We start from the raw sequence: 15,556 nt of genomic DNA, 5'->3' as shown, positions 1-15,556 counted from the left end.
TGAAGCGGAGGTCAGCGGGTCAGCGGCTGCCGTACTCAACGTTGTTCAGCAGCGAGGAGTCCTTGTCGCCGCTGCGGTCGATGTCCGGGCGCGAGTTCTGCTGCACCGCGAGGGTGATGAGGAAAACACTGAGCACGCCCAGCACGGCGCCCGCGACAGCACTCGCAACACCCGGGACAGCAAACTTCATCGCGGCACTCCAATACGTCGATGCAGGCACGTTCCCGGCCAACCTAGCAGGACGTCCGGTATTTGTATGCGTTCAGGCCGGGGAATCTCCGGTGAGCACGCGTCGGCCGGCCCTTCGGACCGCGCGCCGGACCACTTCGAAGCGGGTGCGTCAGTGGGTGGGAAGAGCGCAGTGCAGCGCGCCGAGCAGGGTGCGCAGTTTGGCGGTGGTCTCGTCGAGCTCCGTCTGCGGGTCGGAGGCGGCGACGATGCCGCCGCCCGCGTACGCCCGCACCGTACGACCGTCGGCCGAGAGTTCCGCGCAGCGGATGGCGACCACCCAGGCGCCGTCGCCGTCCGCGGCACACCAGCCGACGGCGCCTCCGTAGAAACCGCGGTCGTCCTCGATGTGTGTGATGGTGTCCAGTGCCAGATCGGTGGGAGTGCCGCAGACCGCGGGCGTGGGGTGCAGCAGCAACGCCAGGTCCAGCGCGGTGGTCGTGGTGTCGCGCAGGCGCCCGGTGATCGGCGTCGCCAGATGCCACACCTCGGGGGTGCTGACCAGTTCGGGGCTCTCCGGAATCGACAGCTCGGCGCAGACGGTTCCGAGCCGCTCCCGGATCCAGTCGATCACGAACGCGTGCTCGTCGCGATTCTTGGTGCTGGCCAGCAGTTCCCGGGCCTGCGCGGCATCGGCGCCTCGATCGAGCAGCCGTGGCGCGGTGCCGGCCAGCGGGCGCAAGGTCACCAGGTCGCCTTGCCGGGCGATCAGCACTTCGGGCGTCGCGCCCACCAGCGTCGCGCCGGGGCGTCCGGCGGGAGTGAGATCGACCGCGAAGACGTTCGCGTGCGGGTGCCTGGTCAGCAGGTGCCCCGCGACGACCTGCGGGTCGAGCGCGGACTGTGCCTCGGCCAGCACCGAACGCGCCGCGACCACCTTGCGCAACGGTTGCCCGGGATCGTTGAGCTGCTCGACCAATTTGGCCACCCGCGCCACATGCTCCGCCCGGCTCGGTATCTCGGTCACCACGCGCACCGCGGGCAGGTCGGGCAGTGCGGCGGGCCGCCATGGACCCGCGGTGTGCACGGCGCGCTCCGGCACGCTCAGCGCCGCGGGCTTGCGTGGATCGAAGGGCAGCGCACCGACCACCAGTCGCGCCCGGCCGTCCCGCAGCGCGGCCCGCGCTCGCTGCGCGTCGTCGAAGAAGACCCGGCTCCCATGACCCCGAACAACCCCGTCGGCCCGAGCAAGCAGGAACCCATCCATGACCCCAACCTAGCCCCGTCGCCGCGCCCCATCGCGGTGGAGCGATCCAGATCTCACGCCGGGCGCGGGTCAGGAATTCTTGCCGGGCGGGACGAGCAGGACCGGGCGGTGGCAATGCCTGAGGACGGCGTCGGCGACGCTGCTGTGCAGCAGCGCGCGGATCCCGGTGGCGCCCCGCGTGCCCGCGACGATGATGTCGACGTCCAGTTCGTCGGCGCAATCGACGATGGCGTTCCAGATGGTGGTGGTGCATTCCGCGGTGCGCGCCTCGGCGTTCAGCCCCGCCATTTCGGCCAGCCGCACACCCTCGGTATTGGTGGCGCGCGCGTCGACGTAGGCGATGTCCTCGATCTCGTCGTCCGGCACCCATTCCGGTTGCATGACACCCGACAGCCCGGACAGGCGAGCGGCTTGACGCACCATGGGTTCCCAGGCGGTCAGCACGACGGCGCGGTTCGCGCTGAGGAATCGCCCGGCGTATTCGACAGCCCGCTTCGCGTTCTCGGAGCCGTCGTAGGCGATGAGCATCAGATCGCAGGGCACGATGACCTCCTGAGGGAGACACACGGCGACAACTCGAGATTACCCCGCGCAGGCCCGGGTGAACCGGCTTGTCAAGTGGTATGACCTGCGTAAACGTCGGCCCCTCGTGGTCACGGCGATGAGCCTCGGACTTCTCCTTTCGCGGCTCGGAACTACTGGCCCGGTGACTGGGCTGCGCTGCGTCGGACTCGATTGTGCGGCCGGAAACCACGGGCCGGGCGAGCCTGTGCCCGCCGCGTCCGACTCAGCTGTGCCGCTTGAGACCACTGGGCGAGCGGGCCGCGTCGGCGGGTACGACAACCGACCGTGATCAGCGCGAAGCCATCCGGGCGACTTGTCGGCATGCGACGGCGGGTGTGGGCAGGCCCGGCGAATGGCGAACGCCGAAATCACGATGCGGACAAGGCGGTGACCCATCGGTCCGGTATGGCCGAGTGCGAGACAACGATTCGGTACCGGTGCGTGAGTTACCCGTCCGGTAGCGACGTAGCGACTGCGGTCGCGCACGTCACCACGAGTACGGTTGGCCTCTATGCGGAAGACGCCTCTGCTCGTCCTCACCGTTCTCGCCGCCGTCGCGACTGCCTGCTCGAACGGCGGCTCCACCGAGTCGGCGTCATCGAGCACCACCACGCCCGAAGCGACCACCGCGGCGATTCCCGTCACCAGCGCGGCGCCGCCGGACTGCAATGCGGGATACCTCGCACAGTTCACCACCCGCGCGAAACTCGCGCAGTTGCTGACGGTCGGCGTCACCGGCGCCGACGACGCCACGAACGTGGTGCGCGACGAGCAGATCGGCGGCATCTTCGTGGGCGGATGGACCGACCAGGCGCTGCTCGCCTCCGGCCAGATCGCCCAGGTGAAGCAGGCTGCCAAGGTGCCCCTGATGGTGACCATCGACGAGGAAGGCGGCCGAGTCTCGCGGGTGCGCGACCTGATCGGCGCGGCTCCGTCGGCGCGGGAAACGGCGCAGACCATGACCCCCGAGCAGTTCTACGACGCGACGGTGACCAGAGGCCGTGCGCTGAAGGATCTCGGCGTGACGGTGGACTTCGCCCCCGACGTCGACGTCAGTTCTCAGCCGGACGACTCGGTCATCGGCGACCGCTCCTTCTCCGACGATCCGAACGTCGTCACCCGCTACGCGGACGCCTACATCCGCGCGATGCGCGAGGTCGGCGTCGGCACCGTGATGAAGCACTTCCCCGGTCACGGCTCCGGATCCGGCGACTCGCACACCGGCGCGGTGCGCACCCCGCCGCTGGACCAGATGCAGCAGGTGGACCTGATGCCGTTCCGCAACCTGATCGGCTCGGGCGCGGCCGTGATGGTCGGCCACCTGGACGTGCCCGGTCTGACCACACCGGAGGTCCCGGCCAGTATCAGCCCGGAGGCGATGCGGTTGCTGCGCGACGGCAGCGGCTACGGCGCCGCGCCGTTCCAGGGCCCGATCTTCACCGACGACCTCGGAGGCATGGCGGCGATCACCAGCCGGATGTCGATCGAAGACGCCGTGGAAGCCGCGCTGGTCGCCGGTGCGGACAGCGCCCTGTGGATCACCACCGACGCGGTGCCGCAGGTGCTCGACCGGCTGGAGCAGGCGGTGTCGAGCGGACGCCTGCCGATGGCGCGGGTGGACGCGTCGGTGTTGCGTGTGGCCGCGTTCAAGGGTGCGTTGCCGCGCTGCTGAGGCGCGCCGCACGGCCCAGTCGGGCGACCGGTGAGCAAATCGGACCGCCGGAACTTACCTTGGAGTAATATATGAGATTCATCTGTGGTAGGAGTGTGGATGGCGGGCGGTACGAAGCGGCTTCCGCGGGCGGTACGCGAGCAGCAGATGCTCGACGCCGCCGTGGAGGTCTTCTCGCGTAAAGGCTTCCACGACACGTCGATGGACGCGATCGCCGCCGAGGCGAAGATCTCCAAACCGATGCTGTATCTGTACTACGGCTCCAAGGACGAACTATTTCGCGCCTGCATCCAGCGAGAGGGGTTGCGCTTCATCGAATCCGTCGCGCCCGCGGGCAACCCGCTGCTCACCCCGCACGAGCAGGTGCGCACCGCGCTGGAGGGCTTCCTCGGCTTCGTCGACCGGAACCGGCGCTCCTGGCAGGTGCTCTACCGGCAGGCCATCGGCCAGCAGGCGTTCGCCTCGGAGATCGAGAACGCGCGCGAACGCGTCATCGAGCTGACCGCCAAACTGCTGGAATCCAGCGCCAAGCACGCCGAGCCGGGGACGAACTTCGACGTCGTCGCGGTCGCCGTGATCGGCGCGGGCGAGGCCATCGCCGACCGGTTGGCCAGCGGCCGGATCGAGGTCGCCGAGGCCGTCGACCTACTCGACGATCTGGCCTGGCGCGGTCTGGCCGGCCGGAAGAAAACCGAGTAGCCCGCCTTTTGCCCGTTTCGGTTGCTTCGGCGCCGCCCTCCTGCCACAGTGCGTGAGTTCGCAAACAGCGGGCCGGCTCACGCGATCGAGCCGGGGAGAAACGGGGCGGAAGTGTTCGGGTTGCTCAGGCCGTGTGCGCACGGCGCTCAGAAGTATGGAATCGATGCGGCCGAGTGGCAGGCGCATCTGTGCGGTTTGTGTCTCGGGCTGCGGGACGGGCACGGTCAATTCGCTCGCTCCACCACCAACAAAGACGCGCTGGTGCTGAGCGTGCTCACCGAGGCGCAGTCCGGTTCCGTGGCACGCACCACCGCGGCGCCGTGTCCGCTGCGCGGGATGCGCCGGGCGTCGGTGGTCACCGCCGGCTCACCCGGCGTCCAGCTCGCCACCACCGCGTCACTGCTGCTGGCATCGGCCAAGATTCGCGATCACGTGGACGACGGTGACGTCTCCGCAATCGCCCGCAGGCCGCTGGCGAAAGCCGCGACGCGATGGAACCGGGAGGCGCGCGCGGGTGCGGCGCGGATCGGCCTGGACGTCGAGCCGCTCGTCGCGGCGCTCGCCGCGCAGGTGCGCTTGGAGCAGGAAGCGAAAGATTTGGTCGCCGTGAGTGGTTCGGGCGCGGGATCGGTGCCGGAATCGCTCGCCGCTTCACCGCACTGGCGCTCGGCGATGGCGCCGTCGGCCGATCCGCTGGATCGCTTGACCGCGCCGACCCAGCTGTGCGCGTCGGCGTTCTTCGCGCACACCGCCGTGCTGGCCGATCGCTCGGACAACATCGACGCGTTGCGCGAGGCGGGCTGGCAGTTCGGGCGGATCGCGCATCTGGCCGACGCCGTCGCCGACTACGACGACGACGCCACCCATGACCGCTTCAACCCCCTCGAGGCCACCGACACCACCGTGCCCGAGGCTTACGAACTGCTCCGGCAATCGAATTCGAGCCTGCGCGCCGCCGTGGCGGCGGCCGAGCTCAGCCGGGTGCCCACCGTCCGCTGGATGCTGCTCGACCCGCTGACCGCGGTGCTGCGCCGGCTCGGCGGCGGGCTCGGCGCACTCGCCGCCCACACGTGCTCGGTCTCGCCCGACGCCGAGGTCCGCGCCCACGCCCGCAGAACCGGCCACCGTCCGCCGACTCGTCGCCCGGGTATCGGCGAATCCCTCACGCTCGTCCTGGGCGGCTACTGCACCGGCTACGCGTGCTGCGCCGACCACACGCAACCGTGCACCGGTGAACGCAAGGACGCGTGGATCAAGAACTGCGATTGCGGCGATTGCGGCGAGTGTGACTGCGGCTGCTGCGATTGCGGGGATTGCAACTGCTGCGACTGCGGATGCGACTGCTGATCGGTGCCCGACGGGCGCGCGACAGCAGGCAGGCCGAGGTCACTGGAAAGCGCGAAGCCACATTCCGATTCACGCGAATCGGAATGCGGCTCCGGCTTGTTCAGCGCAGGGTCGCCGTCAGATGCGGGTACCCCTTCTTCGGATGGCGCAGCGCCAAGTCCCAACCGCCTTCGGCCTGATCGGCATACAGGTTGACGGTGGAGGGCAGCAGAATCGGCTTACCGAACTTGACCGCGTACGTGGTCCGCTCCGGAATGCGGCCCTCGACCGCGCCGAGCACGGTTGCCGCCGACCACATGCCATGAGCGATCGACCGGGGGAAGCCGAATGCCTTCGCGCCCAAGGCCGAGGTGTGGATCGGGTTGTGGTCTCCGGACGCGGCCGCGTACCGGGTGATCGTCTTCTGATCCACCCGCAGCGTGCGCAGCGGAGGCGGCGGAACCTCGTCCGGCTTCGGCTCTTGCTTCGGACCGCCCGACAGCGAGGTGCGCTGCTGGTGCAGGAACGTGGTGACCTGGTGCCACACCAGCTCGCGACCCACCTTCACATCGCTGATCGCGTCCACGAGAAGGCCCTTCGGGTGCTCGCGCAGGTTCTCGATGTGTGTGCGGATGTCCAGTGGCTCGCTCACCGAGATGTCCCGGGTCCGCTCGATGACGTTCTGCGCGTGCACCGCGCCCACCGCGACGAACGGGAAGTCGCGCGCCACCACCAGCTGCATGGCCAGCGGGAAGGTGAGGATGAACGGATAGGTCAGCGGCAGCGCGTCGCCGAACCGCAAACCGGTCGCGCGGCAGTAGGCGGCCAGGTGATCGGGGTCCACCCGCAGCCCGTCGAGCTGAACCGCCCGGTCCGGCAGCGCCGGCTTGCGCGCCGACAGCAGCGGCACCGCGCCCAGCGCCGCCTTGACGAACAGGCGACTGTTCTTCGGCGGTTCGGTGAGGCTGATCACCTGGGTCTTCTCCTTGCCTGCCGGAGCCTGGGTCATCATGCTCCGATCAGGCTCTGCCCGCACACCCGGACGACGTTGCCGGTCACCGCGTTCGACGCCGGGCTCGCGAAATAGGCGATGGTCTCGGCGACATCGACGGTCTGGCCGCCCTGCAGCAGCGAACTCATCAGTCGTCCCGCTTCCCGGGTGGCCAGCGGGATGGCGGCGGTCATCGCGGTCTCGATGAAACCGGGCGCGACGGCGTTGATGGTGATGTTCTTCTCCGCCAGCTTCGGCGCCTCGGCGTTCACCATGCCGATGACACCCGCCTTGGAGGCGCCGTAGTTGGTCTGGCCGCGGTTGCCCGCGATGCCCGCGATCGAGGACACGTCGATCACGCGGCCGCCCTCCTTCAGCGCGCCCCTGGCCACCAGGCCCTCGGTGATCCGGTGCGGCGCCGCGAGATTCACGTTGATGACCGAGTTCCAGCGGCCCTCGTCCATGTTCGCCAGCAGCTTGTCCCTGGTGATGCCCGCGTTGTGCACGATGATGTCGATGCCGCCGAACCGCTCGGTGGCGAATTCGGCCAGCTTCTCCGCCGCGTCGGGCGCGGTCACGTCGAGCGCGAGCGCGGTGCCGCCCACCTTGTTCGCGGTCTGCGACAGCGCCTCGCCCGCGGCCGGGATGTCGGCCACGATCACCTGGGCCCCATCGCGGGCGAACACCTCGGCGATGGTCGCGCCGATGCCGCGCGCCGCACCGGTCACCACGGCGACCTTGCCGGCCAGCGGGCGGTCCCAATCGGCAGGTGCGCTCGCGTCGTCCTTGCCGACCCGGATGACCTGGCCGTCGACGAACGCCGACTTCGCCGAGAGCAGGAAGCGCAGGGTCGATTCCAGGCCGGTCGCCGTGGCGGACGCTTCGGGGTGCAGGTAGACCAGCTGAGCGGTCGAGCCGCGCAGCAATTCCTTGGCCACCGAGCGGGTGAAGCCCTCCAGCGCGCGTTGCGCGATCTGCTCGTCCACGCCGCCCGCCAGTTCGGGCGTGGTGCCGATGACCACGATGCGCCCGGACGCGGTGAGGCTGCGCAGGGCGGGCTGGAAGAACTCGAACAGCTGGGAGAGGTCCTCGATGGAGCCGATGCCGGTGGCGTCGAACACCAGGGCGCTGTACTTGGTGCCCTGGCTCGGCGCGTCGGCGAAGTCGTAGTCCGACAGCAGGGCGCGCACCGGCTCGGCGACCCGGCCCTTACCGCCGATCAGCACCGGGCCCGTCAGCGGCGGCTCGCCCGCGACGTAGCGGCGCAGTGTCTCCGGCTTCGGGAGGCCGAGCTTGCTGGCCAGGAACGCGCCAGGTGCGGAGTGTACGAACGATCCATAGAGGTTGGGAGCACCCTTGCTCTTGCTGGCTGCCACTATTCCTACCTTTTCTGAGTTCTGTCTCTCGGGTCTGGGGTCGCCCCGGCATGGTTTGCTGGCGCACTTTTGCGGGGGTACGTATCGACATTAAACTTACTCCAGAGTAAGTTTAATGTAAACAACCGCGACGGGGCGCCGAGCAGTGCGGAATGTCCGCGCTCGACCGGGCCGCCGGGACATCCATCCACGAGACCTTGGAGACTCGAGTGACTAGCAAAGCCCGTTCGGCGAAGAGCACCGCCAAGACCGGTAAGACCACCCGTCCGGTCGCGATCGTGGGTGGCAACCGGATTCCGTTCGCTCGCTCCGACAAGGCGTACGCCCGCGCCTCCAACCAGGACATGTTCACCGCCGCGCTGGACGGGCTGGTCAGCCGCTTCGGCCTGCAGGGCGAGCGGCTCGGCATGGTCGTCGGCGGCGCCGTGCTGAAGCGGGTCGGCGAGCACGGCCTGATCCGGGAGAGCGTGCTCGGCAGCAAGCTGAGCCCGTACACCCCGGCGCACGACCTGCAACTGGCCTGCGGCACCGGACTGCAGGCGATCGTCACCGTCGGTGACGCGATCGCCGCGGGCCGGATCGAAGCCGGTGTCGGCGGTGGCACCGACACCACCTCCGACGCTCCGATCGGGGTGAGCGAGGGCATGCGCGAGTGGATGCTCGACGCCAACCGCGCCAAGACCGGCAAAGACCGCCTCAAGCTGGTCGGCCAGCTGCGCCCGAGCATGCTCGGTATCGAGATCCCGCGCAACGCCGAGCCGCGCACCGGCTTGTCCATGGGTGAGCACGCCGCCATCACCGCCAAGGAGTTCGGTGTCCCGCGCGAGGCGCAGGACGAGCTGGCCTACCTGTCGCACAAGAACATGGCGGCCGCCTACGACCGCGGTTTCTTCGACGATCTGATCACGCCGTTCCTCGGCCTCACCCGGGACGACAACCTGCGCCCGAACTCCTCGATCGAGAAGCTGGCGACGCTGAAGCCGGTCTTCGGGGTCAAGGCGGGCGACGCGACCATGACCGCGGGCAACTCCACCCCGCTGACCGACGGCGCCTCCGCGGTGCTGCTGTCCAGCGAGGAGTGGGCCGCCGAGCACAAGCTGCCCGTGCTGGCCCACCTGGTCGACAGCGAGGTCGCCGCGGTCGACTACATCCACGGCCCCGACGGCCTGCTGATGGCGCCGACCTACGCGGTGCCGCGCCTGCTCGCCCGCAACGGCCTGACCCTGCAGGACTTCGACTACTACGAGATCCACGAGGCGTTCGCCTCGGTGGTGCTGGCCACTCTGGCCGCGTGGGAGTCCGACGCCTACTGCAAGGAGCGCCTCGGCCTCGACGGCGCGCTCGGGTCGATCGATCGCAGCAAGCTCAACGTCAACGGCTCCTCGCTGGCCGCAGGGCACCCGTTCGCCGCGACCGGCGGCCGTATCGTCGCCTCCACCGCGAAAATGCTGGCCGAGAAAGGCTCCGGCCGCGCGCTGATCTCCATCTGCGCCGCGGGCGGCCAGGGCGTGGTCGCCATCCTGGAGCGCTGACCGCGGGCGTAGTCGTACACCACGAAGGTGGTCCGATCGGATTTCCGGCCGGACCACCTTCGCGTTTCGCCTACTCGCCGGGCAGTTCGAGATGCCCGCCGAAGGCTTTGCGCATCGCCGAGAGCACTTTGTCCGCGTACAGCGCTTCGCCCCGCGAGGAGAATCGCGCGAACAAGGCGGACGACAGCACGGGCACGGGTACGCCGGTGTCGATGGCGGCATCGATCGTCCAGCGGCCCTCGCCGGAATCGGACACCCGGCCGCTGTAGGAATCCAGGTTCGGGTCCGCGTGCAGTGCGGCGGCGGTGAGATCGAGCAACCAGGACGCGACCACCGACCCGCGCCGCCACACCTCGGTGATCTCCGGTACGTCGAGGTCGTACTGGTAGTACTCGGGGTGCTCCAGCGGCGTCTCCTCCGCGGAGAACTCGCCCGTGTGCTCGGCCCCGTAGTTGGCTCGCCGCAGCACGTTCAATCCTTCGGCGTAGGCGGCCATCGCCCCGTACTCGATGCCGTTGTGCACCATCTTCACGAAGTGACCCGCCCCCACCGGGCCGCAGTGCAGGTAACCGAGTTCGGCGGTGGACGGTTCGCCGGTGCGTCCCGGTGTCCGCTCCGCCGCCCCGACGCCCGGCGCGATGGATTTCAGCAGCGGGTCCAGGTGCTTCACCGGCTCGGACTCGCCGCCGATCATCAGGCAGAAGCCGCGGGTGCGGCCGAACACCCCGCCCGAGGTGCCGATGTCCACGTAGTGGATGCCCTTGGGCCGCAGCTTCGCGGCGCGCTCGAGGTCTTCGTGGTAGCGGCTGTTGCCGCCGTCGATGACGATGTCACCCGGCTCGAGCAGTTCGGCGACCTGCTCGATCACCGCCCCGGTCGCGCCGGCCGGGATCATCACCCAGACCACGCGCGGGGTCTCCAGCATGCCCACGAACTCGGTGAGATCGGTGCTGCCCCGGAAGCCGTCACCGAGCTCCGCGCGCAGTTCGTCGATGTGGGCGGAGCGCCGTTCGTATCCGACCGCGGTGTGCCCGTCCTCGACGACGCGGCGCACGATGTTCGCGCCCATCCGGCCGAGGCCGATCATTCCCAGCTGCATGCCATCCATCTCCCTTGCGTATGCGAAGTGTTGCGGCGGGATCGTCCTGTTCGATTCTCCCGCGTGGGATCGATCACGGCCGGGCTCGCGGGTGTAACGCCGCCCGCGACGGTCCGATAAACAGGTCGGCTCCGCGCAGTTGCCAGACCCCCGACCCGGCAACTGCGCGGTGCCTCTTTGTGTGGTGTACCCGGTTCTTTGCGCGGGATGTGCGCTATGTCCGTGCTGTGCCGATCGCTGTCGGCAGGACCACTATCGTGATGGGGACTCGCATCGTCGCGGGTCCACAATTCAATCGAAACGGGGAGGACGGTTCGTGACGAGCCAGCCGAGCACCGGAGGACGCGGCCCACATCCTGGTGGCGAAGTCGGATGGCGCCAGCTCCTCGGGGCGGAGCGACCTCCGGAATCGGACCGGTCGGTCGCATGGAGCGGCGACGCGCAGCCCACGCAGCCCCTGCAAACTACCCCGCGCCGGCCCGCGCCCCCGGCACCCCGCCGCGCGTCCGCGCGTCGTCCGATCTCCACCCCGCCGCCGAAGCGCTTGGACAGCGCGCTCGTGCGCCGGGTGGGTATCGCGGTCGGCGCCGTATTGGCGGTCGCGGGGCTCGGCTACGTGGTCGACCTGATGCTCTCCTCGGGGGAGGTACCGCGCGGCACCGTCGTCGCGGGTGTCGAGGTGGGCGGCATGGACACCTCCGCCGCCGACGCCCGCCTGCGCGCCGAACTGGACCCGAGGGCGGCCAGGGAGCTGCCGCTGCGCATCGGCGACGTACAGACCCGCATCGTGCCGAGCGCCGCCGGACTGGCCGTGGACTGGGACGCCACCTGGTCGCGGATCGGCTCGCAGCCGCTCAACCCGTTCACCCGCCTCGCCTCCGTCTTCACCACGCGCGAGGTGTCGATCGTCAGCGCGATCGACGAACCGGCGCTGGATCGTCAGCTCACCGAGTTGCGGGTGCACGACCGGGCCTCCGTCGACGGCACCATCACCTTCGACAGGGCCGAACCCGTTGCGGTGCCTCCCATTCCGGGTCGGGTCCTCGACATCGCCGCCGCGCGTACGGAATTGGCCGACCGGTGGATCACCGGGTCTACGGTGGACCTGCCCGTTGTCCCCGCGCCGTTGCAGGTGCGTCCGGAAGCGGTGGACAAAGCCCTGCGCGAGATCGCGCAGCCCGCTGTGCGGACGCCGATCGCGTTCGCGGGCAAAGGCGGTGCGGCGCGGCTCGATCCCCCGCAGATCGCGTCCGTCCTGGCCTTCGGGCCGGACGGGCAGGGTGGTCTCGCCGTCTCGGTGAATCAGGACGCCGCGATCGGTCTGCTCGCGCCGCAGCTGGCCACCACCGAAGTCGAGCCGAAGGACGCGACGTTCACGGTGTCGGGCGGCAAGCCGTCGGTCGTACCCGCCGTGGTCGGAGACAAGATCAACTGGCCGAAGACCCTCGAACAGTTCACCGCGGTGCTGACCGCACCGGGCGAGCGAACCGCGCAGGTGGTCTACGAGCGGATCGAACCGAAACTGACCACCGAGGCCGCGCAGGGCCTCGGCGTGATCGAGACCGTGGGATCGTTCACCACCAGCGGGTTCAGCGGTCCCTCCGGCGTCAATATCCGCACCGTGGCCAGGAAGGTCGACGGTGCGATCGTGAAGCCGGGAGACACGTTCTCGCTCAACGATTTCACCGGGCCGCGCGGTACCGCCGAGGGATATGTCGAATCCGGCATCATCGACCACGGCCGTCCCAGCACCGCGGTCGGCGGCGGCATCAGCCAGTTCGCCACCACGCTGTACAACGCGGCGTATTTCGCCGGTCTCGAGGATGCGGGTCACACCGAGCACAGCTACTACATCTCGCGTTACCCCGCCGCCCGCGAAGCCACCGTCTTCGACGGCGCGATCGACCTGAAATTCCGCAACAACACCCAAACCGGCATCTACATCGAGACGTTCGCGACGAACTCCGACATCACCGTCCGCCTGTGGGGGACCAAGACGGTCGACGTCGAATCCATCACGGGTGAGAAGACCAAACCGACCGACCCCACCACCGTCACCTTGCCCAAGGGCAAGGACTGCATCGCTTCCGAAGGCGCACCCGGCTTCACCATCTCCGACACCCGCGTCATCACCGACCGCAAAACGGGCCGCGAAGTCTCCCGCAAGACCCGCACGGTGAAGTACGACCCGATCCCGGTGGTGAAGTGCGAGTGAGCGAGTCCGCCCTCTCACGCGTTGAACAGGACGGATTCCCGCTTCCTCACAATGGCGTTCGCATCAGCAGAACGTTGTACTGGGTGTGCTGGGTGACCAGGAAGTAGAGATCGCGGCCGGTCTGGTAAGGGAAGATCATGGGTGCGTAGGCGGTGGGAAGCGAACGGGCGTCGATGAGGACGCGAGGTTCGCTCCACGGCCCTTCGGGAGCGGGCGCGGTGCGCAGGACGACGTTGTTGGCCGGATCGGTGGTCGACATGACGTACTGCCCCAGGTATTCGTTCCACATCACCGACAGTTCGGCGACGCCACCGACGATCGGGGCCGCGGTCTTGGCATCGGTGGGCTTCCACTCCTTGCCGTCCCAGTATTCGTAGGCCTCGATATTCGCGATATCGGATTCCTTCGTGCGGGAGACGAATCCTGGATTGTTGCGTCCCGCGGGCGTGCCGTAGCGGTAGACGTAGCCGCCCGCTTTCAGGAAGGCGTTCTGCTGGAAGTTCTCGTGGCCGTCGACGTTGGCGCGGCGCGTGTGGGTGAGCTGCGTCCAGGTGCTGCCGCCGTCACCGGAGGAGGCCAGGGTGGAGAAGTTGGTGTGCCACTTCCCGTGATCACCCCATTCGCGCACCGACATCATGCTCATGTACTGCACTCCGCCCACCGAGATGCCCGCCGTGGGGATGAGGCTGATCTCGATGCCGGGAATCTTCGGGCTGGGCAACGGGTTCGGGACCACATCGTCGAAGACGATGCCCGCGGCCGGGTCGTGTGTGGAGCTGCGGAACAGCACGTTGCTGGTCCAGGCCCAGATGCTGCCCGCGAGGAGGTTGGGTACGCCGATGCCCGCGCTGTCGCCGAAGGCGGTGATCATCCGGCCGTTGCCGTCGTCCCACATGATGCCGAGGTCGGTGCCGAGCACGTTGACGCTCTGCGTGCGATTCGGGCTGTCCATACCGGTCACCTGGAACACCGCTTTGGTCGGTCCGGGCAGCTCGGGCAGGCCGTGAATGCCGTTGAGCGCGGGGATGGGGATGACGTTGTTCGGGTCGGCTCCGGCGGGCGCGGCCACGGCCAGCGCGAGGATCGCGGCGAGCGAGCCGGTTCGGGCGAGGGCGGACAGCGATCGGGTCATGCTGGGTCATTCTGCCCGCTGGTCGCCACGCTGTCGCCTACATCGACGCGTGTGCTCCGCGCGTTCGGCCGATCGTCACCAGCCGGTAGAGCCACCACGGCCGTTCCGGGAGTTCGGGGCTGTAGACCCGCATGCTCATCGAGCGGATCCGGCGCGTGGCGAGGTCACGCACCTGCAAGCTGCGGCGGGGGATGTCCGCGGCTCTCACTTCGGTGGTCCACATGCGGTCCCAATCGGGGGAGCGGCGGCAGCGTTCGGCGATCTGCTCCACGCGCTCGCGCGGGGCGAGCGGGGAAAGGATGCGAAAGGCGTCGACGAGCAGGTGCGCCTCCACGGCCCACTCGACCATCACCCGTCGAGCCGCCGCGTCGAGGAACATCCACTCCAGCACGTTTCCCCGGGCGACCGCCCCCGGGAAGGCGCGTTCGTAGGCGGAGTTGGCCTCCACCAGATCCTGCGTAGGCATCCGCTGGTAACAGGCCGGGTCGGGGAGGCTGTGCAGGTCGGCACGGTCGTCCGGAGTCGGCGCGTCGGGACCGGGGCCGTAGGCGGCCGTGAAGAAGCTCGGCAAGGTCAGCACGACGATGTGCTTGCGGTACCAGATCGGCACCTCGAGCGCGTCGAACAACTGCTGGAGCAAGGCGTGATCCGGTGCCACCGAACCTGTTTCGACCTGTTCCAGCACCGCTTCGGTAAGGCCGGCGCGCTGGGCGAGATGGGCGGACGGGAGCCCCGCGGCGAGGCGTCGTTCGCGCAGATAAGCGCCGATGCCAGTTGCGTTGCGCGTCACCTCGGGCACCTCTGCCGACGATTCTCGTGTCGAACCGTGTGAAAGGGGAGGCTCCTGCTCCCCGGGAGCACGCAATCTACCGGAGAGGATCGGCGTCGAGCGGTGATCGAACGTCACGAAACGACAAATCTAGACGACAACGGCCCGGAGATGATCTCCGGGCCGTTGTGTCGTATCGCAGAGCGTCAGAACGCGGCTTCGTCCAGCTCCATGATGTCGTTGTCCAGGTTGGACAGCACCGCGCGGGTGGCGGTCAGCTCCGGCAGGACGTTGCGGGCGAAGAACTGCGCGACCGCGATCTTGCCGTTGTAGAACGCCTCGTCGGCGCCGGTCGCGCCGTTGTCGAGGGCCGCGATGGCGACCTCCGCCTGGCGCAGCAGCTGCCAGCCGATCAGCAGGTCGCCGACGGAGAGCAGGAAGCGCACCGAACCGAGGCCGACCTTGTACAGCTCGCTCGGCTGCTCCTGGGCGCCCATCAGGTGGCCGGTGAGCGTGGCGGCCATGGCCTGCACGTCCTCCAGCGCGGTGGCCAGCAGCTTGCGCTCACCCTTCAGGCGGCCGTTGCCCGCCTCGGCATCGATGAACTTCTGCACCTGACCGGCCACGTGGGCCAGTGCGACACCACGGTCACGGGCGATCTTGCGGAAGAAGAAGTCCTGCGCCTGGATGGCGGTGGTGCCTTCGTAGAGCGAGTCGATCTTCGCGTCGCGGATGTACTGCTCGAT

14 protein-coding genes are annotated in these 15,556 nt (G+C 68.8%); 5 read left to right on the top strand and 9 right to left on the bottom strand.

Annotation, left to right across the window (positions count from 1 at the left end; all coding sequences use genetic code 11):
- Positions 1 to 19: 19 nt before the first annotated feature.
- The 3 genes from ABZ420_RS32405 to ABZ420_RS32395 all read right to left on the bottom strand — a co-directional run bounded on the left by ABZ420_RS32405 (position 20) and on the right by ABZ420_RS32395 (position 1,978).
- Complete coding sequence (locus ABZ420_RS32405; RefSeq protein ID WP_357130952.1) at positions 20 to 190, bottom strand: DUF2613 domain-containing protein; 171 nt, start codon at positions 188 to 190, stop codon at positions 20 to 22.
- A 150-nt stretch (positions 191 to 340) separates the two neighbouring features.
- Positions 341 to 1,435: an isochorismate synthase gene (locus tag ABZ420_RS32400; protein WP_357130949.1), complete on the bottom strand. Its 1,095-nt coding sequence runs from the start codon at positions 1,433 to 1,435 to the stop codon at positions 341 to 343.
- A gap of 69 nt (positions 1,436 to 1,504) precedes the next feature.
- The gene (locus ABZ420_RS32395) at positions 1,505 to 1,978 is read right to left on the bottom strand and encodes a universal stress protein (protein WP_357130946.1); all 474 of its coding nucleotides are present in this window, start codon (positions 1,976 to 1,978) and stop codon (positions 1,505 to 1,507) included.
- A gap of 532 nt (positions 1,979 to 2,510) precedes the next feature.
- On the opposite strand from ABZ420_RS32395, the gene ABZ420_RS32390 reads away from it, so the two are divergent.
- The 3 genes from ABZ420_RS32390 (at position 2,511) to ABZ420_RS32380 (ending at position 5,717) form a co-directional block, all read left to right on the top strand.
- A complete protein-coding gene (locus ABZ420_RS32390; protein WP_357130943.1) occupies positions 2,511 to 3,671 on the top strand; it encodes a glycoside hydrolase family 3 N-terminal domain-containing protein in 1,161 nt (386 codons plus the stop codon).
- 99 nt (positions 3,672 to 3,770) lie between these two features.
- Positions 3,771 to 4,370 carry a TetR/AcrR family transcriptional regulator gene (locus ABZ420_RS32385; RefSeq protein ID WP_040870930.1) on the top strand — a complete coding sequence of 200 codons (600 nt, stop codon included), beginning with the start codon at positions 3,771 to 3,773 and terminating at the stop codon, positions 4,368 to 4,370.
- A gap of 111 nt (positions 4,371 to 4,481) precedes the next feature.
- Positions 4,482 to 5,717, top strand: coding sequence for a DUF5685 family protein (locus ABZ420_RS32380; protein WP_357130940.1), 1,236 nt, complete (start codon positions 4,482 to 4,484; stop codon positions 5,715 to 5,717).
- Positions 5,718 to 5,817: 100 nt separating this feature from the next.
- On the opposite strand, the gene ABZ420_RS32375 is transcribed toward ABZ420_RS32380, so the two are convergent.
- Positions 5,818 to 6,708 (bottom strand): MaoC/PaaZ C-terminal domain-containing protein, encoded by an 891-nt coding sequence (locus ABZ420_RS32375; protein WP_357130937.1) that lies wholly within the window; start codon positions 6,706 to 6,708, stop codon positions 5,818 to 5,820.
- Positions 6,705 to 8,063 (bottom strand): 3-oxoacyl-ACP reductase, encoded by a 1,359-nt coding sequence (locus ABZ420_RS32370; protein ID WP_357130934.1) that lies wholly within the window; start codon positions 8,061 to 8,063, stop codon positions 6,705 to 6,707. The genes ABZ420_RS32375 and ABZ420_RS32370 overlap by 4 nt, the downstream gene beginning before the upstream one ends.
- Positions 8,064 to 8,272: 209 nt before the next feature.
- Between ABZ420_RS32370 and ABZ420_RS32365 the strand changes: the two genes are divergently transcribed.
- A complete protein-coding gene (locus tag ABZ420_RS32365; RefSeq protein WP_040870928.1) occupies positions 8,273 to 9,595 on the top strand; it encodes an acetyl-CoA C-acetyltransferase in 1,323 nt (440 codons plus the stop codon).
- Positions 9,596 to 9,665: 70 nt separating this feature from the next.
- Here the strand turns inward: ABZ420_RS32365 and gnd are convergent, their stop codons facing one another.
- Positions 9,666 to 10,694 (bottom strand): phosphogluconate dehydrogenase (NAD(+)-dependent, decarboxylating), encoded by a 1,029-nt coding sequence (gene gnd, locus ABZ420_RS32360; RefSeq protein WP_357130931.1) that lies wholly within the window; start codon positions 10,692 to 10,694, stop codon positions 9,666 to 9,668.
- 544 nt (positions 10,695 to 11,238) lie between these two features.
- On the opposite strand from gnd, the gene ABZ420_RS32355 reads away from it, so the two are divergent.
- Complete coding sequence (locus ABZ420_RS32355; RefSeq protein ID WP_357130928.1) at positions 11,239 to 12,909, top strand: VanW family protein; 1,671 nt, start codon at positions 11,239 to 11,241, stop codon at positions 12,907 to 12,909.
- A 46-nt stretch (positions 12,910 to 12,955) separates the two neighbouring features.
- Here ABZ420_RS32355 and ABZ420_RS32350 read toward each other — a convergent pair whose 3' ends face one another.
- From ABZ420_RS32350 to ABZ420_RS32340, 3 genes are all read right to left on the bottom strand, one after another.
- Positions 12,956 to 14,041 carry a DUF4185 domain-containing protein gene (locus ABZ420_RS32350; RefSeq protein WP_357130925.1) on the bottom strand — a complete coding sequence of 362 codons (1,086 nt, stop codon included), beginning with the start codon at positions 14,039 to 14,041 and terminating at the stop codon, positions 12,956 to 12,958.
- A gap of 37 nt (positions 14,042 to 14,078) precedes the next feature.
- A complete protein-coding gene (locus ABZ420_RS32345; protein ID WP_357130922.1) occupies positions 14,079 to 14,831 on the bottom strand; it encodes a helix-turn-helix domain-containing protein in 753 nt (250 codons plus the stop codon).
- A 185-nt stretch (positions 14,832 to 15,016) separates the two neighbouring features.
- On the bottom strand, positions 15,017 to 15,556 hold a 540-nt coding region (locus ABZ420_RS32340), incomplete at its 5' end, for an acyl-CoA dehydrogenase (RefSeq protein WP_357130919.1).

Origin of the sequence: Nocardia sp. NPDC005745 (assembly GCF_040630775.1) — a bacterium.
Classification (GTDB): Bacteria; Actinomycetota; Actinomycetes; order Mycobacteriales; family Mycobacteriaceae; genus Nocardia.
The sequence above is the reverse complement of the archived record's forward strand: the minus strand, read 5'-3'. Positions and strand labels throughout refer to the sequence as shown.